Source organism: Frondihabitans sp. OV104 (genome assembly GCF_057787745.1).
The window spans coordinates 363,154-381,868 of sequence record NZ_CM173541.1 but is presented as its reverse complement, the minus strand read 5'-3'; the positions used below and the strand labels follow the sequence as shown (position 1 = coordinate 381,868).

14 protein-coding genes are annotated in these 18,715 nt (G+C 71.9%); 9 read left to right on the top strand and 5 right to left on the bottom strand.

The features are described from left to right. A complete protein-coding gene (nudC, locus tag AC3CBB_RS01850; protein WP_123506179.1) occupies positions 1-969 on the bottom strand; it encodes an NAD(+) diphosphatase in 969 nt (322 codons plus the stop codon). A gap of 168 nt (positions 970-1,137) precedes the next feature. Between nudC and AC3CBB_RS01845 the strand changes: the two genes are divergently transcribed. Then, positions 1,138-2,109: a phosphotransferase gene (locus AC3CBB_RS01845; protein ID WP_488625765.1), complete on the top strand. Its 972-nt coding sequence runs from the start codon at positions 1,138-1,140 to the stop codon at positions 2,107-2,109. A gap of 293 nt (positions 2,110-2,402) precedes the next feature. On the opposite strand, the gene AC3CBB_RS01840 is transcribed toward AC3CBB_RS01845, so the two are convergent. Both AC3CBB_RS01840 and AC3CBB_RS01835 read right to left on the bottom strand, forming a co-directional pair. After that, the gene (locus AC3CBB_RS01840; protein ID WP_488625764.1) at positions 2,403-5,654 is read right to left on the bottom strand and encodes an ATP-dependent helicase; all 3,252 of its coding nucleotides are present in this window, start codon (positions 5,652-5,654) and stop codon (positions 2,403-2,405) included. Then, on the bottom strand, positions 5,651-8,743 hold the full coding sequence (locus tag AC3CBB_RS01835; protein WP_488625763.1) for a PD-(D/E)XK nuclease family protein: 3,093 nt from the start codon (positions 8,741-8,743) through the stop codon (positions 5,651-5,653). Before AC3CBB_RS01835 ends, AC3CBB_RS01840 begins: the two co-directional genes overlap by 4 nt. Positions 8,744-8,875: 132 nt before the next feature. On the opposite strand from AC3CBB_RS01835, the gene AC3CBB_RS01830 reads away from it, so the two are divergent. Together AC3CBB_RS01830 and AC3CBB_RS01825 are read left to right on the top strand one after the other, a co-directional pair. Continuing rightward, positions 8,876-9,100: a DUF3107 domain-containing protein gene (locus AC3CBB_RS01830; RefSeq protein WP_123506183.1), complete on the top strand. Its 225-nt coding sequence runs from the start codon at positions 8,876-8,878 to the stop codon at positions 9,098-9,100. Between the two features lie 7 nt (positions 9,101-9,107). Next, positions 9,108-9,407, top strand: coding sequence for a hypothetical protein (locus AC3CBB_RS01825; protein ID WP_488625762.1), 300 nt, complete (start codon positions 9,108-9,110; stop codon positions 9,405-9,407). A gap of 69 nt (positions 9,408-9,476) precedes the next feature. Here AC3CBB_RS01825 and AC3CBB_RS01820 read toward each other — a convergent pair whose 3' ends face one another. Then, the gene (locus tag AC3CBB_RS01820; RefSeq protein ID WP_488625761.1) at positions 9,477-10,202 is read right to left on the bottom strand and encodes a ferritin-like fold-containing protein; all 726 of its coding nucleotides are present in this window, start codon (positions 10,200-10,202) and stop codon (positions 9,477-9,479) included. 98 nt (positions 10,203-10,300) lie between these two features. Between AC3CBB_RS01820 and AC3CBB_RS01815 the strand changes: the two genes are divergently transcribed. Continuing rightward, positions 10,301-11,803, top strand: coding sequence for a DEAD/DEAH box helicase (locus tag AC3CBB_RS01815; protein WP_488625760.1), 1,503 nt, complete (start codon positions 10,301-10,303; stop codon positions 11,801-11,803). A gap of 71 nt (positions 11,804-11,874) precedes the next feature. Here AC3CBB_RS01815 and AC3CBB_RS01810 read toward each other — a convergent pair whose 3' ends face one another. After that, positions 11,875-12,729 carry a PHP domain-containing protein gene (locus tag AC3CBB_RS01810; RefSeq protein ID WP_488625759.1) on the bottom strand — a complete coding sequence of 285 codons (855 nt, stop codon included), beginning with the start codon at positions 12,727-12,729 and terminating at the stop codon, positions 11,875-11,877. Positions 12,730-12,786: 57 nt separating this feature from the next. Between AC3CBB_RS01810 and AC3CBB_RS01805 the strand changes: the two genes are divergently transcribed. Genes AC3CBB_RS01805 through AC3CBB_RS01785 form a run of 5 tightly spaced genes read left to right on the top strand, consistent with a single transcriptional unit; the run spans position 12,787 to position 18,376 of the window. Next, a complete protein-coding gene (locus AC3CBB_RS01805; RefSeq protein ID WP_233579989.1) occupies positions 12,787-13,803 on the top strand; it encodes an endonuclease/exonuclease/phosphatase family protein in 1,017 nt (338 codons plus the stop codon). A 52-nt stretch (positions 13,804-13,855) separates the two neighbouring features. Next, complete coding sequence (locus tag AC3CBB_RS01800; RefSeq protein ID WP_488625758.1) at positions 13,856-15,346, top strand: aminopeptidase P family protein; 1,491 nt, start codon at positions 13,856-13,858, stop codon at positions 15,344-15,346. A 58-nt stretch (positions 15,347-15,404) separates the two neighbouring features. Beyond that, positions 15,405-16,724: a magnesium transporter MgtE N-terminal domain-containing protein gene (locus AC3CBB_RS01795; RefSeq protein WP_123506187.1), complete on the top strand. Its 1,320-nt coding sequence runs from the start codon at positions 15,405-15,407 to the stop codon at positions 16,722-16,724. Further along, positions 16,711-17,238 carry a DUF1003 domain-containing protein gene (locus tag AC3CBB_RS01790; RefSeq protein ID WP_488625757.1) on the top strand — a complete coding sequence of 176 codons (528 nt, stop codon included), beginning with the start codon at positions 16,711-16,713 and terminating at the stop codon, positions 17,236-17,238. The genes AC3CBB_RS01795 and AC3CBB_RS01790 overlap by 14 nt, the downstream gene beginning before the upstream one ends. Continuing rightward, on the top strand, positions 17,231-18,376 hold the full coding sequence (locus AC3CBB_RS01785) for an Mrp/NBP35 family ATP-binding protein (protein WP_488625756.1): 1,146 nt from the start codon (positions 17,231-17,233) through the stop codon (positions 18,374-18,376). The genes AC3CBB_RS01790 and AC3CBB_RS01785 overlap by 8 nt, the downstream gene beginning before the upstream one ends. Positions 18,377-18,715 lie beyond the last annotated feature (339 nt).

The window sequence follows — 18,715 nt, the reverse complement described above, 5'->3', positions numbered from 1 at the left end:
TCAGTCGGCGATCTCGGAGCCGTACCAGTCTTCGATGATCGCGCGGGCGATCGACGACCGGCCGGGCAGGATCACCTCGTCACCGGCGGCGATCAGCTCGTCGCGGGTGAACCAGCGCAGGTCGACGATCTCGGCGCCGTCGGGCTCGAGGCTGCCGGGGTTCGCCGCGTCGACGGTGGCGCGGAAGCCCAGCATCAGCGACGCCGGGAACGGCCACGGCTGCGACCCGAGGTAGACGGCGTCGTGCACGCGCACGCCCGACTCCTCGAAGATCTCGCGCTCGACGGCCTGCTCGAGAGACTCCCCGGGCTCGACGAACCCGGCGAGGAGCGAGTAGCGGTTCTTCTCCCACATCGCGTTCGACCCGAGCAGCAGGCGGTCGTCGGCGTCGGTCACGCCGACGATGATCGCCGGGTCGGTGCGCGGGAAGATCTCGTGGCCGTCGTCGGCGTCGACGAGCACCCACCCGCCCTTGGTCGAGACGAGCGGGCGCCCGGTGCGCGGCGAGAAGCGGTGCGAGGCGTGCCAGTTGGCGATCGCGATGGCCTCGGTGGCGAGCCCGGCGTCGCGGTCGCTCAGCTCGGTCGCGAACATGCGCAGGTTGCCCCACTCGTCGGCCGATGCCACCGCCTCGGCCTGCTCGTCGGTGAGGATCGCGGCGAGAATCGGCGTGCCCACGGGTTCCGGTGCATCGTCAGCCGTCGACAGCCCCAGGTAGATGAAGTGCGCGGTCGCAGGAACGTCGGCCGGCGCCAGGAGGGCCAGGGCGTCGTCGCCGCGGAACAGCGCTCGTCCCTTCCACACCGGGAGCACTCGCGTCGCCGAGTCGCCGAGCAGGCGGGCGAAGAGCTCCTCGTCGTCGCGCGCGAGGTAGTCGCGGTCGATCTGGTGCCGAGAGAGCGGGAGCTTCGCCGAGAACGACGCCTGGGAGCCGGAGTCACGTTGCGGAACCGTGGGGCGTGCAGGCATCCGACCACCAATCGTCTGGGATTCGCTGTATTCGCGAGCTGTGCTTGTTTGAGGCTGTGCTTGTTTGAGGCTGTGCTTGTTTGATGATCGTGCGTGGCGGAGGCCCGGAGATCGCGTCCTCCGACCTACCCTTGCGGCATGGCCAGATCCCACCTCACTCTAGCCGCGTTGGCGACCGCAGCCGTCGCCGACCTCGACGTCCGATCGACGGGGCCGCACGGCTCAGTCGGCGCGGGCGACTTCGACTCCGCGCGCCTCGCCGGCGGCGCCGGAGAGCAGTGGATCATCCGCGTTCCGCGCACCCAGCGTGCCGAGGCGGTCCAGTCGGCCGACCTCGTCGCCCTCCGAGCTCTCAGCCCGGGCGTCCGCGGTCGCCTGTCGTTCCAGGTGCCGGCGTACCGGGGCCAGGCGCCGGTCGCTCAGACCCGTGCGATCCTCTACGACTTCGTCGACGGCTCGCCCCTGTCGGTCTCCGACGTCGTCGTCGGATCGGGTCTGCCGTCCGCCGTCGGCGGTGCCGTCGCGGCGATCCACTCCCTGCCCACGAGCTTCGTCACCGACGCCGGACTGACCAGCCACACGCCGTTCGAGGCGATGCGGTCGTCGGCCAGCGTCGTCGACCGCGCCGCCTCCACGGGCCTGCTCCCGGCCGCTCTCCTCGAGCGCTGGGAGACGGCGATCCAGGACTCCCAGCTGTGGCAGTTCCAGCCCACCGTCATCAACGGCTCGCTCGAGTCGTCGTCGGTGCTCGTGTCCGGCGACCGCATCACCGGGATCCTCGGCTGGCAGGAACTCCAGATCGCCGACCCTGCCAAGGACCTCGCCTGGGTGCTCGGCGCCCCGACGACCGACGCCGTGGACGCCGTCTTCGACGCCTACGCCGCAGCCCGCGGCACCAGCGAGCGGCAGCTCCGCAACCGCGCGACGCTCTACCACGAGCTCGACCTCGCGAAGTGGCTGCTCCACGGGACGCACACGAAGAACGCCGACGTCGTCGACGACGCCGTCGAGATGATGTCGCGCCTGGTCGACGCGGTCCAGCACGACGAGGAGCGCCCGCTCGTCGTCGGCACCACCGAGGCGCTCGACGTCGACGGGGTGGCTGACCTGCTCGCGGCGACGGAGCGCCACCGGCCGTAGCGGGTCGGCAGCGCCGCCGTTCGCCGCTGCCGGCGGCCGGCCCGCCGTCGCCGTACCCGCCGCCGCGGAGCCCGCCGCCGCCATGCCCGCCGAATCGGCACAACCCCGCAGAAGGTTCCGCGGGATCCTGCCGATTCGGCGGGTCGCCCGCGCAAATCGGCGGGACTGAACCGAATCGGCGGTGCCGAACCGGCGGGGCCAACCCGAACCGGCGGGGCCAACCCGAACCGGCGGGGCCAACCCGAACCGGCGGGGCCAGCCCGAACCGGCGGGGCCAGCCCGGACCGGCAGGGCTACCCAGCCAGGCCGCCCTCGACCCCGGCCCAGAGCCGCTCCAGCTCCGCCCGGCTGCTGACGTTCTCGGGCCGGACCACCTCGTCGTCGGCCACGAAGTAGAAGACGGCATCGATGATCGCGGGGTCGATCGAGCGGTAGGACGCATACGCCTCGCGGTACAGCGCCAGCTGCAGCTGCTTCAGCCGCAGGTCGTCGGCGTCGCGCGGCGCCTTGCCGGTCTTCCAGTCGACGACCTGGTATCGCCCGTCGCGCACGAACACGGCGTCGATCTTGCAGATGACCGTGCGCGGCCCGAGGGGCAGGTGGATCTCGAGCTCGACGTCGACCGGATCGAGGTCGGCCCACTCGGACGCCTCGAAGGTCGCCTGCAGCTCGGCCAGGCGTCGCGCGTCGTCCGGGTCGACCGGCCCGCTCCGACCGCCGCCCAGAGGCGCCGCCTCGTCGGCGTCGTAGTCGAGCGCGAAGGCGGCCTCCTGGTCGAACGCGGCGGCGTCGAGCGTCTCGCCGGCTCCCGTGGGCTGGTAGCGGTCTTCGACCCAGGCGTGGAAAAGCGTGCCGAGCCGGGTGGCGCGGTAGGGGCGCTCGGGCAGCGGCCGCCGCAGCGACCTCGCCACGGCGGCGGCGTCGTCGACGTAGTCCTTGAAACGCGATGCGGGGATGCGCTGCGGCAGCGCGACCTGGAGGGCGCGGTCGCGAGAGGAGTCGCGCTCGGCGAGCAGGAGGTCGATGTCGGCCGACCGCGCACCGCCGGCCGCGCCCGTCGTGCGGACGAGAGCGGCCGCGTACTCGACGGCGTCGCGCCGGGTCGACAGCGGGTCGACGGGCCAGCTCAGGGTGAGGCTGCTCTCGCTCAGCGGGTTCTCGTCGGAGCGGGGCGCGTCGGGCAGGGCGTCGGGCAGCACGACGCCCGCCTCGACAAGGTCGACGAGGTAGCGGCTGGGTGCCCGCGGCTTCGACTGGGTCGCCCAGAACGAGCCGCTGAGCAGCAGAGCCTCCTTGGCGCGGGTGAAGGCGACATAGGCGAGGCGGCGCTCCTCGTCGTAGTGGCGCGCCCTCAGCTCGGCCTCGAACGCCTGCTTGCCCTGGTCGAACTGCTTCTGGTCGTCGACGCCGCGCCAGGCGAGCGCCGGAAGCTCGGCGGAGTCCCCGCGGAACTCGTAGGGCAGCTGCCCGAAGTTGAGCCAGCCCCTGCCGGCGCGCGAGGCTCCCGGCAGCTCGTCGGCGACGAGCCGCGGAACGCCGACGAGGTCCCACTCGAGCCCCTTGGACCCGTGGATGGTGAGCAGCTGGACGACGCCGTCCTCGCCCTCGTCCGAGCGCGGGCCCATGTCGTCGCGGCGCTCGGCGGCCGAGAGCCACGAGAGGAACCCCTGCAGGCTCGCCGACTCGTCGGTGGCCACGTAGCCCGCGACCTCGTCGTCGAACGCCTGCAGGTAGGCGCCTCCGCGAAGCGATCCGCCGGCCGCGGCCACCTCGACGTCGAGCAGCATCTCCTGTTGCACGAGGGTGACGAGGTCGACGAGGTCCAGCCCGATGCGATTGCGCAGGAACGCGAGGTGCCGCCCCAGCGTGCGGATCCGCTCGACCCCCGCCGGGGTGAACCCGGCGAGCTGACGGTGCGTCGCGGGCGCGGTCGCCACGAAGTCCACAGCATCGACGATCGAGCCCTGCTCGCCGGGTGCGACCGACGACCGCAGCGCCGTGGCCACGTCGTCGTCGAGGAGCTTCTGGGCGTGATCGTGCCGGAACAGCCAGGAAGCCACGTCACGGAGCGCCGCGATGTCGCGCAGGCCGACCCGCCAGCGAGCCCCCACGAGGAGGCGGATCATCTCCGAGCCGGCCGCCGGGTCGCCGAGGACCCGCAGGCAGCTGACCAGGTCGACGACCTCCGGGCGCTGCAGCAGGCCGCCGACCCCGAGGATCCGGTAGCGGACGCCGCGATCGCGCAGGGCGTCGGCGAACACCGCCACGGTCTTCTTCGAGCGGAACAGCAGTGCCGCGGTCTTGAGGTGGCCCTCGGCGGTGCGGGTCTCCAGCTCGCGGGCGAACCAGTCGGCCACGGCGGCCGCCTCGTCGACGAGGGTCTCTTCGTACGCGATGTCGATGCGGCCGTCCGGTGCGCCCGGCCGCGCGGAAAGCGCGCCGACGCCGGCGCCCGCAGCCAGCTCGTGCACCACCGCGTTGGCCGAGTCGAGGATGACCTTCGCGTTCCGCCAGCTGGTCGACAGCGTGTAGTGCGCACCGGCACCGGCGCCGAAGTCGACCGGGAAGCGGCCCAGGTTGGCGGCGCTCGCACCGCGGAACCCGTAGATCGACTGGTGCGGGTCGCCGACGGCCATCACCCCGGTACGGGCGAACAGCCGTGCCAGGAGACGCGTCTGGACGACGCTCGTGTCCTGGTACTCGTCGAGCAGGATGACGCGGAAGCGGGTGCGCAGCTCCTCGACGACGCGCGGCGCCGTCTCGCAGACGGCGAGAGCCAGCGCGACCTGGTCGCTGAACTCGACGAGCCCGCGGCGGGCCTTCTCGCGGGCGAACGCGTCGGCGAGGTCGAGCATGGGCGCCAGCGAGCCGACGTCGGCCACCGCGTCGACGACGCTCTTGTAGGGCGACGCCTTGGTCGCGGGGAGGTCGATCAGCCTCTCGAACTGCCGCGCCATGCGCCGGACGTCGCCGGAGGACGCGACGTTCTCGGCGAGCGCGTGGCTGAGGTCGATGACGGCCTGAGTGATGGCGTCGACCGAGCGGTCGAGGAACGCGAGGCGCTCGTCGCCACTGGTGACCACGAGGGCACGCGCGATCTGCCAGGCGGACGCCTCGCTCAGCACCTGCGACTCGCTCTCCCGGCCGACGAGCAGGGCGTTGTCGCGGAAGATCGTGCTCGCGAACGAGTTGTACGTCGACACCGTCGGCGCGTCGAACGGGTCGGGGTCGGCACCGAGCAGTCCGCGCTCGCTCAAGAGGGCGATCCTCTTCTCGATCCGCTTCTGGAGCTCGCCGGCGGCCTTGCGCGTGAACGTGAGACCGAGGATCTCGGAGACCGAGACGTGGCCGTTGGCCAGGAGCCAGACGACGCGGCCGGCCATGGTCTCGGTCTTGCCGCTCCCGGCACCGGCCACGACGAGCGCGGGCTCGAGCGGCGCCTCGATGACGGCCTGCTGCTCGGGCGTGGGTGCGGGCAGGCCCAGCACCTCGGCGATGTCGAGGGCCGAGAGCGCCGCACGGGGCGCCATTGGATTCGCGCTCACTGGGTCACCTCTCCGACGACGTGGATCCGGCATGAGCCGCCCAGGCGGCCGAGGCAGTGGTCTTCGACGCGGGCGACGAAGGTGCGCCCCGCCATCCCGGCCGCGTCACCCTGCACGCGGATGCGGAACGCCTCCAGCTCCTCGGGACCGTAGGCGGCCTGGGCGGGCTCTCGATACGCCTTGCCCCTGACGCCGGACGACACGATGACGAGCTTCGCGCCGCCGGGCTCGTGCACCTCCGGGGCCGAGTCGACCTGCCCTTCGGCGAGAGCCAGCTGGTAGGCGGCCAGCTGAGCGTGCTCCTCGATCTCCATCGCAGTGAAGGTCTTGCGGCCGGTCTTCAGGTCGACGATGACGACCCTGCCATCGGCCTGCTGCTCGACGCGGTCGATCTTGCCGCGGAGCTCGGCCTGGCCGACGGACAGCGTGAACTCCGTCTCGGCGCCGAGCAGGGTCGCACCGGCCGCTCGGAAGTCGCGCAGGTAGCCCGAGAGACCCTCGGTGAGTACTCGCGCCTTCCGCTTCTCGGCCGCCGACATCCATGGCGACTCGAACTGGAGCTCGCCCCAGCGCGCCTCCACCTGGGCCCAGAGCGAATCGGGGTCGATGTCGGTCGCATGCTCCATGACGTCGTGGATCACGGTGCCGATGCCCATGGCCGACGTGGCCTGCGTGCCGCCGAAGCGATCGAGGAACCAGTGCAGGGGGCAGGTCTCGAACGATTCGATGGCCGACGGCGAGACGCGCACGCGGGCCTCGGGGTCGGCGGCGAGGTCGACGAGCGGGTCGACGGTCGTCGGCTCCAGGAGTCCGTACCAGTCGTCGGGCGACGCCCCGGTCACGCCGGCCTCGGCCAGTCGGGCCAAGCCGCCCGCCGCCTCGGCTCCGCGGACGCCGCCGGGCTCGGCGGTCGTGGCCACGTGCCGGAGGTGGCCCACGAGCCCGCGCAGCGACAGCGGCGGCCGTACCTCGGTGGGCTCGAGGTCGGTGGGCAGCAGGCGCAGGAATATCGACGGCGACTCGTCGTCGTTCGCCGTGCAGGCCAGCACGACCTGGGTGGTCGCCCGCGAGACGGCGAGGGTGAACATGCGCAGCTCGTCGGACAGGACCCCGGCGCGCCGGTCGACGGGACTGAGGTCGGAGACGAGGCCGTCCGCCGCATCGACCAGATCGTCGGGGCCGAGGAGGCCGCCGCGGACGCGGAGGTTGGGCCACACGCCGTCCTGCAGGCGAGCCACCACCACCACGTCGGCCTCCAGGCCGATGGCGCCGTTCGGCGTGCACACCAGCACGGACTCGGCCAGCGCCTGCGGAGACAGGGTGTCTTCGGGCACGTCGGCGTCGAGCATCGCGGCCAGGAACTCCTCCGGCTCGGCTTCCGGCGAGCGCTCGACGAAGCGCTTCGCCGACGTGAAGAGGGCGACGACCCCGTCGAGGTGGCGATCGGCCTCGGCCGCGAGGATGCCGTGACCGGCCGAGCGGGTGCTCCACTCGTCGGCGAGCCCGCTGCGCTCCCACAGACCCCAGAGGATCTCCTCGATGGTCGCGCCTCCCTGGGCGTCGCCCCGGGCGGTGTTCAGGCTCGCGGCGAAGCGGCCGGCGCGCGCGGCGAACCGCGAGTCGATGGTGGCGAAGCGCCCCGGGCCGGCGAGCGCCTCGACGAGGAGGTCGTCGCTGGAGCGCGAGCCGCCGCCGGCGAGCTCCTCGGCACGGAGCGCGAGGCGCAGTCGGCGGAGCGACAGAGAGTCGAAGCCGGCGAGCGGCCCCGAGAGGAGGTCGCCGGCGACGTCGGCCGTCAGCTCGACGCGACCGGTCGCCACGGACGCCGCGAGCAGGAGGTGACGGGCGCCGTACTCGTCGCGGACCGCGCGGCCGGCGACCGGCGTGCGCGTGGGCACCTCGGCCAGCTGCAGCGCCCGGGCCACCGTCGGCACGAGGGCGCCGTTGCGGACCACGACGAGCATCCGCGACCACGGCACGTCGCGGAACAGATGATGCTCGCGCAGCAGGCGAGCCACGGCGGCGGTCTCGTGCGCCGGGCTGTCGGACTCGATCCGCACCAGCGGCTGAACGCCGCCGACGTCGGCCACGGCGGATCCCGCGGCATGCTGGCGGCCGGCTCCGGCGGCGCCGATGCGCTCCGTCGCGGATCCGACGAGCGCCCGCACCGCAGGACCGTGGCGGTGCACGGCGCCGAGGTGCAGCGTCGTCACAGACGGCAGGCCGAGGCGCACGGCCAAACGGCCGAGGACGTCCGGCGATCCCCCGCGGAAGGCCGTCGTCGCCAGATCGGGGTCGCCGAACGCGACGACTGTCACCCCTCGGCGGGAGAGAGCCCGCAGCAGCGACAGCGTCGACTCGGTCGCCTCCTGCCCGTCGTCGACCACCACGGCGCGGAGCGGCTCGACGAGCGGCGACGACTCGCCGCGGTCCAGTGCGGCGACGGCGAAGTCGACGAGCTCGGCCGAGTCGAGTGCGGCGCCCTGCAGGCCGTCGACCACCCGGAGGTACTCGTCGCGGAAGTCGGCGGCGGCCGCCCACTCGGGTCGCTCTGCCGAGACGGCGAGCTGCCGCAGCCGGTCGGACGTGATGCCGTGCTCGGTGGCGCGCATCATCAGCTCGCGCAGCTCGGTGCGGAAGCCGCGCAGCTCGCGGACCGAGGCGCCGAGGTGCTCGGGCCAGACCGGCCCCGCGCCCTCGTCGAGGTGGCCCTTCAGAAGGTCGCGGATCAGGGTGTCCTGCTCGCCGCCGGTCAGGAGCGTCGGCGCCTGGGCCGAGGCGAGGCGGGCGGCGTGGCCGACGATGTCGAAGGCGAGCGAGGCCACGCTGCGGGCGAGCGGGCCGGGCGTCGGCACATCCACCCCGGCGGCCAGCACGTCGCGCAGCGCCGTCGCCGAGGCACGGGTCGGCGCGAGGGCGACGACCGCCTGCGGCCCCCATCCCTCGCGGTGGACCCGATCGAGGACGAGGGCGACGAGGGCCGTGGTCTTGCCTGACCCGGGTGCCCCGATGACGGCGGCCGACTCGCCGTCGCCGAGAGCGACGACAGCGCGCTGGAAGGGGTCGAGGGCGGCAGGTGTCAGCGTCACGGGAACGACGCTAGTCGGAGCCACCGTCGCTCGGGGGAGCCGGCAGGGAGTTCCTGCGCCCGGTAGCCGACGAAAATCTGCCGACAGTGAACGCCCGCGCACGCGCTTCGCGAAGTCGGATATCGTCATGACGTGGACATTCGCATCGGTATCGCCAACAGCCCCCGTGAGATCGCAATCGAGTCGACGGATTCGCCTGCAGACGTCGAGAAGGTCATCGCAGACGCCCTCGACGGCTCGAAGACCTACTTCACCCTGAAGGACAACAAGGGCAAGGTCTACCTGATCCCGACCGCGGGCCTCGCCTACGTCGAGGTCGGCAGCGTCGAGCGCGGCCGCGTCGGCTTCGTCAACTAGGCACGACATGGAACTCCTGTTCGCGGCGCTCGGCGGCGCGATCCTCGGCCTGATCGTCCACTTCGCCCTCCCGGGCCAGGACAGCCGCGGGCTGTTCTGGACGGCCGGCTGGGCGACCTGCGCGGCGATCGTCGTGTGGGAGGCCTTGACCTGGCTCGAGTGGAAGTCCGACAGGGGATGGATCTGGGCCGTCACCCTGGTCGTCGCCGCCCTGACCGGCGCCGCCGTGGCCCGGATCGGCGCTCGTCGCCGAGCCGACCGAGATCGCGAGCTCTTCGACGCGCTGCTGCGCGGCCAGGCCGCGTAGAGCGGCCCGCTCCGCGGCCACGCCGCGCGCGGCGGTTCGCTCCGCGGCCTCGCCGCGTGCGGCGGTTCGCTACGCCGTCAGCCCCAGCGCGTCCATGCGGCGCGTATGGGCGGCGATCAGCTCGGTGAAGACCGGCTCGAGGCGCTCGTCGTCGGCGGACTGGTGCGACGCCGAGATCGCCGCCCGCGCCACGAGGAGGGTGTCGCCGACGAGACGGCGCCCCCAGAGCGCCAGGCGCGACGCCAGCTTCGGGTCGGCGCCGATGGCGAGGGACAGCTCGGCCACGAGTTCTCTCTCGTCGGTCTCGGCACCGAGCTCGAGGGCCGCGACGACACGCTCCCGGTAGTCGCCGGAGAGCCCGGCTGCGAGACGGATGAAGACGTCGTTCAGCAGACCGGCCGCCACGTAGGTGGCGAGCATGGACTCGTGCCAGTCGCCTCCCCCGGTGCGCCGCTGGAAGTCGTCGATGAGCGCCGAGTGCGGCTGCATGACGTCGGCCGCGTCGCCGCCCTGGCGCTCGATCTCGGCCAGCAGGGCCTTGTGGCGCTCGAGGGTGGAGGTCGCGACGACCCCGGTCAGGGCCTTGGCGCGCGTGCTCGGCGTGATGCTCGACGCGCGGCCGAGCGACTCGAAGAGCGCGAGCTGCAGGTAGGCCACGAGACCGAGGTAGACGTCGAGATCCGGAGTGAAGTCGCCCAGCTCGACCCGGCTGACGGGGAGCGGGCGGGGGGTCTGCCGGGGGCGGGAACCAGCGGTCTTCGAACGACCGACTCGGAACCCCTTCCACGACACCACGGCACCACCTTAGAGGGTCGGCCGGGCGAGGACAGTCGGCCCCGGACGAGGACCGGCTAAACTGCAGGCTTACCCCTCTATTTGAAACAGGGCCACACTTGACATTCAGCGACCTCTCGATCGACGAAGACATCGTCGACGCACTGGCGTCCAAGGGGATCATCGAGCCTTTCCCCATCCAGACCCAGACCATTCCCCTCGCCCTCTCCGGCCAGGACATCATCGGCCAGGCGAAGACCGGCACCGGCAAGACCTTCGGCTTCGGCCTCCCGATCATCCAGCGCATCGGCCTCCACCCGACGCCCGGCGTGCAGGTGCTCGTCGTCGTCCCGACCCGCGAGCTCTGCGTCCAGGTCACGGAAGACCTGCAGACCGCCATCGCCAACCGCCCCGACGTGAAGATCGTCTCCATCTACGGCGGCAAGGCCTACGAGGGCCAGGTCGAGCAGATCAAAGACGGCGCCCAGATCGTCGTCGGCACGCCCGGCCGTCTCCTCGACCTCGCGGGCCAGCGCCTCCTCGACCTGAAGAAGGTCACGGAGGTCGTGCTCGACGAGGCCGACAAGATGCTCGACCTCGGCTTCCTCTCGGACATCGAGAAGATCTTCGCTCAGATCCCCCCGACCCGGCACACCATGCTGTTCTCGGCCACGATGCCCGGCCCGATCGTGGCCCTGGCTCGCCGGTTCATGTCGAAGCCGATCCACATCCGCGCGACCGACCCCGACGAGGGCCTGACGCAGGCGAACATCAAGCACGTCGTCTACCGCGCGCACAACCTCGACAAAGACGAGGTCATCGCCCGGATCCTGCAGGCCGAGGGCCGCGGCAAGACCGTCATCTTCACGCGCACCAAGCGCGCGGCGGCCAAGCTGGTCGAAGAGCTGAACGACCGCGGCTTCAACGCCGCCGCCGTGCACGGCGATCTCAACCAGGAGCAGCGCGAGCGCGCCATGGCCGCGTTCAAGGCCGGCAAGAAAGACATCCTGATCGCCACCGACGTCGCGGCTCGCGGCATCGACGTGAACGACGTCACCCACGTGATCAACCACACGGTGCCCGACGACCACGACACCTACCTGCACCGCGCCGGCCGCACCGGCCGCGCGGGCAAGACCGGAATCGCGGTCACCTTCGTCGACTGGGACGACCTGCACAAGTGGGCCCTCATCAACCGCGCGCTCGAGATGAACATGCCGGAGCCCGTCGAGACCTACTCGTCGAGCCCGCACCTGTTCAGCGACCTCGACATCCCGGCCGGCACGCGTGGCCGCCTCAAGCCGACCTCGCGCGAGGCCGCTCCCCGCACGCAGGCACCCGCCTCCTCCGGCCGCTCGTCGTCCGGCCGCTCGGGCCAGCGCTCATCGGGCGAGGGCCAGCGCTCGTCGGGCGACGGCCAGCGCTCCTCCGGTGACGGTGGCTGCCGGGGTCGCACCCGCGGCGGCCAGGGCTCGGAGACGGGCTCGTCGTCCGAGGCTTCCGCGTCGACCACCGCTCCGTCGCAGTCGACCGCCGACGGCGAGTCGCGGCCGCCCCGCAACCGCAGCCGCAACCGTCGCCGCCGGCCCTCCGGCGAGGGCTCGTCACCGGCTCAGGCCTAGTCGCAGTCCTGCCGGCCCCGCATCTCCTCGCCACGAGGGGTGCGGGGCTTTCGCATGCGCCGCGGGCCCTGCTAGCCGACGACGGGCGCGGCGCCGGTCGCCTGCTCGACGATGCGCGCGAGCTGCGACGGCTCGGTGGAGTTCTCGCCGAGCCGGTTCGGCTTGCCGTCGCCGTGGTAGTCGCTCGAGCCGGTCATGATGAGATCGTGCTCGCGAGCAAGCCGGCGCAGGAACTCGCGGCCCGCATCCGTGTTCTCCCGGTGGCCGACCTCGACCCCGCCGAGCCCCGCCTCGATCAGCTCCAGGAGGTCGGTCATCGGCAGGTTCGCATCCCGACCACGGGTCGCCGGGTGGGCGAGGACCGGCACGCCGCCGGCCTCGCGGATCAGACGGACCCCGGTCAGCGGGCTCGGCGCCTCGTGCGGCTCGTAGTACCCGCTGCGCCAGTGGAGGATGCCGGCGAAGGCGGCGCTGCGGTCGCGCGCGTACCCCTTCGCGACGAGTGCGTCGGCGATGTGGGGGCGGCCGAGCGTAGCGCCCACGGTCGCCTGTGCAAGCACGTCGCCCCACTCGAGGTCGTAGTCGGCGCCGATGCGCGCGACCATGCGCTCGGCCCGGTGCAGGCGGTCCTCGCGGAGCCGCTCGGTCTCGCGGACGAGACCCGGGGCAGCCGGATCGAACAGGTAGGCGAGCATGTGGACGCTGTTGTAGCCGACGCGGGTGGACAGCTCCATGCCGCGGATCAGCGTGAGACCGGTTCCTTCGACCGCCTCGGCGGCCTCGGCCCAGCCGCTGGTCGAGTCGTGGTCGGTGAGTGCGACGGTGCCGAGCCCCGCGCGGACCGCCGAGTCGACGAGCTCGCGCGGGGTCTCGGTGCCGTCCGAGACACTGCTGTGAGTGTGCAGGTCGATCTGACCGGAAGACATTCCCCCATCGTAAGCGCCGCGAGTCCCGGGGGCCGCAGCCGTTAGGATCGGTCCACTGTGCTTCGCCGATTCGTGACCCTCGTCCTCCTGCTCGCTGTGGCGGCGGTGCTCGCTGTGGCCGCATTCCCCCAGGCCCTCGGCCTCCAGCAGCACTACTACGTCGCCCAGATCATCGCCTTCCGGGGCGTCATGGGCGTGGTCGCGCTCGTCCTGGCGGTGATCCTGCTCGTCGTCGGGCTCGCCGCGCGCCCGCTCCGCCGCCTCTTCACAGGCGTCACCGTGCTGCTCGTCGCGTTCGCGGCGGTGTCGGCGGGCGTCTTGATCGAGCGCGGCACGGGGTCGACGGAGTTCGCGAAGCGCCAGACCGGCGACCTGCGCGTCCTCGCCTGGAACACGCGCGGTGCGGCACCCGGCGCCGCCGCGATCGCCTCGCTCGCCATCTCGACCAAGGCCGACATCGTCAGCCTCCCCGAGACGCAGAAGAAGACCGCCGCAGCTGTGGCCGCCGCTATGAAGAAGGCGGGGCGCCCGATGAGAGTGCTGGTGCTCGCCTACGACCAGACGTCGTCGGCCGACTCGACGTCGCTCCTCATCTCGACGAAGCTCGGCTCGTACACGACCTCCACCGACAAGACGACGACCGACGTGCTTCCCACCGTGGTCGCCCGACCCGCCGACGGCACGGGCCCCGTCATCGTCGCCGCGCACCCGGTCGCCCCCGTCAAGGCGCACATGGCCGCCTGGAGCAAAGACCTCAAGTACCTCGCGAAGCTCTGCTCCGGCGAGAGCATGATCATGGCGGGCGACTTCAACTCGACGCTCGACCACGAGTCCGGCCTCGGCAAGGACGCGACGTCGGCCCTCGGCAGCTGCCGCGACGCCGCCAAGGCGACGGGAAACGCCGCGGTCGGCACGTGGCCGACGAACGTTCCGGAGCTCCTCGCCACGCCGATCGACCACGTCATGGCGACCCCCGACTGGAAGGTCACCGGCTTCAAGGTGATCGGCGGCCGCGACGATGCCGGCAGCGACCACCGGCCCGTGCTGGCGCAGCTGGTCTCGAAGAACCAGTAGCCGGCAGGATCAGCCACGGCTCGTTCAGTGCGGCGCCTGCATAATGGTGAGCATGGCTGATCAGAAGGCACCTCGCGCCACTTCGAACCGCTCCACCACTCCCGGCTCCGATGCCTTCAAGGAGTACATCTCGTCGCAGTGGGCCGAGCGTCCCGACACCGTCACCGAGCCCCGCGAGCAGTCGCCGTACGCCGCCCAGCGCCGGGCGGCGCTCTCGGCCCTGCACCCGGGAAAGCGCCTCGTGATCCCGGCCGGCCAGGCCAAGGTCCGGTCGAACGACACCGACTACCCTTACCGCGCGCACTCCGCCTTCTCGCACCTCACCGGCTGGGCCTCCGACACCGTGCCCGGCTCGGTGCTCGTGCTCGAGCCCGCCGACTCCGGCCACGAGGCCACCCTCTACCTGCGCGCCAGCGCCGGCCGCGACTCCGACGAGTTCTACGCCAACCCCGAGATCGGCGAGTTCTGGATCGGGCCTCGTCCGTCGCTCGCCGACGTCGCCGTCGACCTCGGCGTCGCCACGCGCGACCTCGCCGACTTCGACGAGGTCGTCACGACCTCGGACGCCGAGACGATGCTCGTCCGCGACGCCGACCCCGACCTGACCCGCCGCATCGACGCGCTTCTGCCCACAGAGCCCGCCGACGAGAGCGTCGACACCGTCGCCGACCGCGCAGCGAGTCTCGACGTCCTGACCCGCGACCTCGGCGAGCTCCGCCTCGTGAAGGACGCGTACGAGGTCGCGCAGATGCGGGCCGCCGTCGCCGCGACGAATGACGGCTTCCGCGACATCATCGCCGACTTCGACGAGGTGCTCGCCCACCCCCGCGGCGAGCGGATCGTGGAGGGCACCTTCAACCGGCGCGCCCGTGCCGACGGCAACACGGTGGGCTACGACACCATCGCCGCGTCGGGCGACCACGCCTGCATCCTGCACTGGACGCGCAACGACGGTCACGTGAGCCCCGGCGACCTGATCCTGATCGATGCCGGCATCGAGCTCGACAGCCTGTACACGGCCGACATCACCCGCACCCTCCCGGTCTCGGGCCGCTTCTCCGAGATCCAGCGCCTCGTCTACGACGCCGTGCTCGAGGCGGCCGACGCCGCCTTCGCCATCGTGAGGCCCGGAATCAGGTTCCGCGAGATCCACGCCACCGCGATGGCCGTCATCGCCGAGAAGACGGCCGAGTGGGGCTTCCTGCCCGTCAGCGCCGCCGAGTCGATCAAGCCCGAGAACCAGTTCCACCGCCGTTACATGGTCCACGGCACCAGCCACCACCTCGGCATCGACGTTCACGACTGCGCCGCCGCCCGCCGCGACCTCTACCTCGACGGCGTCCTGGAGGAGGGCATGGTCTTCACCATCGAGCCGGGCCTCTACTTCCAGCCCGACGACCTGAGCGTGCCCGCCGAGTTCCGAGGCATCGGCGTCCGGATCGAGGACGACATCCTCGTCACCGCCGACGGCGCCGAGAACCTCTCGGTGTCGATCCCCCGCACGGCGTCCGACGTCGAGGCGTGGATCGCCGGGCGCCGATAAGTCGGCTCAACCTGACGATCTGCGCGGGTCGCCCTCCCGCACAGGCTAAATTGGTTCCGTGAGCGCCACGAGAGTCTTCGTCGCCCGGCTCGCCGGGTGCTCCGTTTTCGACCCCGCGGGCGACAGGGTCGGCAAGGTGCGCGACGTCCTCGTGGTGTACCGGGCCGACGAGTCCCCGCGAGTCGTGGGGTTCGTGGTCGAGGTCCCGGGCAAACGCCGCGTCTTCGTCTCGATCGGGCGCGTCACCAGCATCGGCTCCGGCCAGATCATCACGACCGGCACGATCACCCTGCGCCGCTTCGAGCAGCGAGGCGGGGAGGTGCGAGTCATCGCCGAGCTCCTCGGCCGACGCGTCCGCCTGCGCCACGACAACGCCCGCGCCACCATCGAGGACGTCGCGATCGACGAGACCGCCGACGGCGGCTGGGAGATCGGCCAGGTCTTCGTCCGCAAGCCCAAGACCAGCCCGTCGCCGTTCGGCAAGGGTCCGACGATGTTCGCGGCCTGGAGCGATGTCACCGAAGAGACCGCCGACGGCGAGGCGCAGAGCGCCGAGCACGTGATCGCGGCCTACTCCGATCTCCTGCCGGCCGACCTCGCGAACACGCTGCTCGACCTCTCCGAGGAGCGCCGCTTCGAGGTGGCCGAGGAGCTCTCGGACGACCGGCTCGCCGACGTGCTCGAGGAGATGCCCGAAGACGAGCAGGTGTCGATCCTCAACCGGCTCGACGACAGCCGCGCGGCCGACGTGCTCGACCAGATGCAGCCCGACGACGCCGCCGACCTGATCGCTCAGCTCTCCGACGAGCGCGGCGAGGCGCTCCTCGGCCTCATGGAGCCCGACGAGGCCGAAGACGTCCGCATGCTGCTCAGCTACGACTCCGACACCGCCGGCGGTCTGATGACCACCGAGCCGGTGATCGTGTCGGGCGACGCCACCGTGGCCGAGGGGCTCGCGATGATCCGACGGCATGAGATCGCTCCCGCGCTCGGCGCGGCCGTGTGCGTCGTCCTGCCGCCCTACGAGCCGCCCACCGGCCGGTTCCTGGGCATGGTGCACTTCCAGCGGATGCTCCGGTATCCGCCGAACGAGCGTCTGGGCACGCTTCTCGACGCCCAGACCGAACCGGTCCACGTAGGGGCCTCCGCGCTCGAGGTGACGCGCGTCATGGCGCGGTACAACCTCGTCAGCGTCCCCGTCGTCGACGACAACCACCGACTGGTCGGGGTGGTGACAATCGACGACGTCCTCGACCACGTGCTGCCCGACGACTGGCGCAGCCAGGATCCCGAGCAACCGCTGGGCCGAACGCGGCCCCGCCTCAGAAGAGCACCCGTGACCCCAACCGGAAGGAGGACGCCCAATGGCACGCGATAGCCGCAGCGACGTCCGTCTCGACTCCCCCAAGGGCCTCCGCGTCCGCGTGCTTCCAGGCCGTGGCCGCCAGAGTCGCGACAGCTTCGGTCGAGCCACCGAGGCGATCGCCCGCGGCATGGGGACGCCGTACTTCCTGATCGCGCTGACGCTCTTCTGCCTCGTCTGGATCGCCTTCAACACGCTGGCTCCGCTCTCCGTGCGCTTCGACTCCGCCGCCAACGGCTACACGGCGCTCACCCTCGTGCTCTCGCTGCAGGCCTCCTACGCCGCTCCCCTCATCCTGCTGGCGCAGAACCGCCAGGACGACCGCGACCGGGTCCAGGTCGAGCAGGACCGCCAGCGGGCGGAACGCAACCTCGCCGACACCGAGTACCTGGCGCGCGAGGTCGTCGCGCTCCGCCTCGCGATGAAGGACATGGCCTCCAAGGACTTCATCCGCGACGAGCTCCGCTCCCTCCTCGAAGAGCTCGACCGCCGCGACGAGCCCGGAGGCGAGAGCCCGGCCCGTGCCTGACGCGGTCGCCACGCGGATCCGCACGGCGCTCGCCCGCGTCATCGACCCTGAGATCCGCAAGCCCATCACCGAGCTCGACATGGTCGGCGAGGTCGAGGTCACGGCCGACGGCACCGCCACCGTGGGCGTCAAGCTCACCATCGTGGGCTGCCCCGCCGCCGACACCATCGAGCGCGACGTCCGCGCCGCGACGGCATCGGTCGAGGGCGTCAGCGAGGTCGACGTCCGGGTCACCGTCATGACCCGCGACGAGCGGGCCGCGCTGACCGCGAAGCTCAAGGGCGGTCGCGCCGGCCGCGTCATGCCGTTCGGCCCCGACTCGCTGACCCGCGTCTACGCCGTGACCAGCGGCAAGGGCGGCGTCGGCAAGTCGACCGTCACCGCGAACCTCGCCGTCGCCCTCGCCGCACGCGGCCTCGCGGTCGGCATCGTCGACGCCGACGTGTACGGCTTCTCGATCCCCGGCCTGCTCGGCCTCGTCGATGCCTCTGGCGCCAGCGTGAAGCCGACGCAGGTCGACGACATGATCCTGCCCCCGGTCGCGCACGGGGTGAAGGTGATCTCGATCGGGATGTTCGTCGACGACACGTCGACGGCGGTGGCGTGGCGCGGGCCGATGCTGCACCGGACCATCCAGCAGTTCCTGACCGACGTCTACTTCGGCGACCTCGACGTGCTCCTGCTCGATCTGCCCCCGGGAACCGGCGACGTCGCCATCTCGGTCGGGCAGCTGCTCCCCAACGCCGAGGTGCTGGTCGTGACGACCCCGCAGCCGGCCGCCGCCGACGTGGCCGAGCGCTCGGGCCTCGTCGCTCGCCAGACCGGCCAGAAGATCCTCGGCGTCGTCGAGAACATGGCAGGGCTCGTCCAGCCCGATGGCAGCGTTCTCGAGCTGTTCGGCACCGGAGGCGGCGCCGAGACGGCCCGTCGCCTCTCGGCGGGACAGGACGCCCCCGTCGAGCTGCTCGCGAGCGTGCCGCTCAGCGTGGGGCTCCGCACCGGCGGCGACGAGGGCGTGCCCGTCGTCCTCAGAGAGCCCGCCGACCCCGCGGCGCTGGCCATCGACCGGCTGGCGGCGCGTCTGGCCGTGCGCGAGCGGGGCCTGGCCGGGCGCAAGCTCGGGTTGAGCGTCGGCTAGCCGGAGTTCCTGCGCCCCATCGGTCTGCTGACTTGCTCACGCGCCCCGACAGACGCCGGGAGACAGCGAAGGCGACCTCCCGCAGATGCGAGGGTCGCCTGGTGCTGGTGCGCCGACCCGGACGGGCCTGGCGCGCGCCGACCTCTCAGTCGAAGAGGCGCGTGGGCTGACGGTGGTAGCCGTCGCGGGCGGTGCTGACGACGGTGCCGGCGACGGCAGCGACGGCAGCGGCGATGAAGATGCCGAGACCGATGAACATGAGTGCTCCTGGGGGTTGATTCAAACTGTGTAATACGAGTATGAATTCATCAACAGTAAAGAACAATCGATCTTTTCTCG

Bases quoted from the DNA above. Each gene is read 5' to 3' on its own strand.
- nudC (WP_123506179.1), bottom strand. From the start codon at position 969: ATGCCTGCACGCCCCACGGTTCCGCAACGTGACTCCGGCTCCCAGGCG.
- AC3CBB_RS01825 (WP_488625762.1), top strand. From the start codon at position 9,108: ATGGAACTCCTGTTCGCGGCGCTCGGCGGCGCGATCCTCGGCCTGATC.
- AC3CBB_RS01810 (WP_488625759.1), bottom strand. From the start codon at position 12,729: ATGTCTTCCGGTCAGATCGACCTGCACACTCACAGCAGTGTCTCGGAC.
- AC3CBB_RS01800 (WP_488625758.1), top strand. From the start codon at position 13,856: ATGGCTGATCAGAAGGCACCTCGCGCCACTTCGAACCGCTCCACCACT.
- AC3CBB_RS01790 (WP_488625757.1), top strand. From the start codon at position 16,711: ATGGCACGCGATAGCCGCAGCGACGTCCGTCTCGACTCCCCCAAGGGC.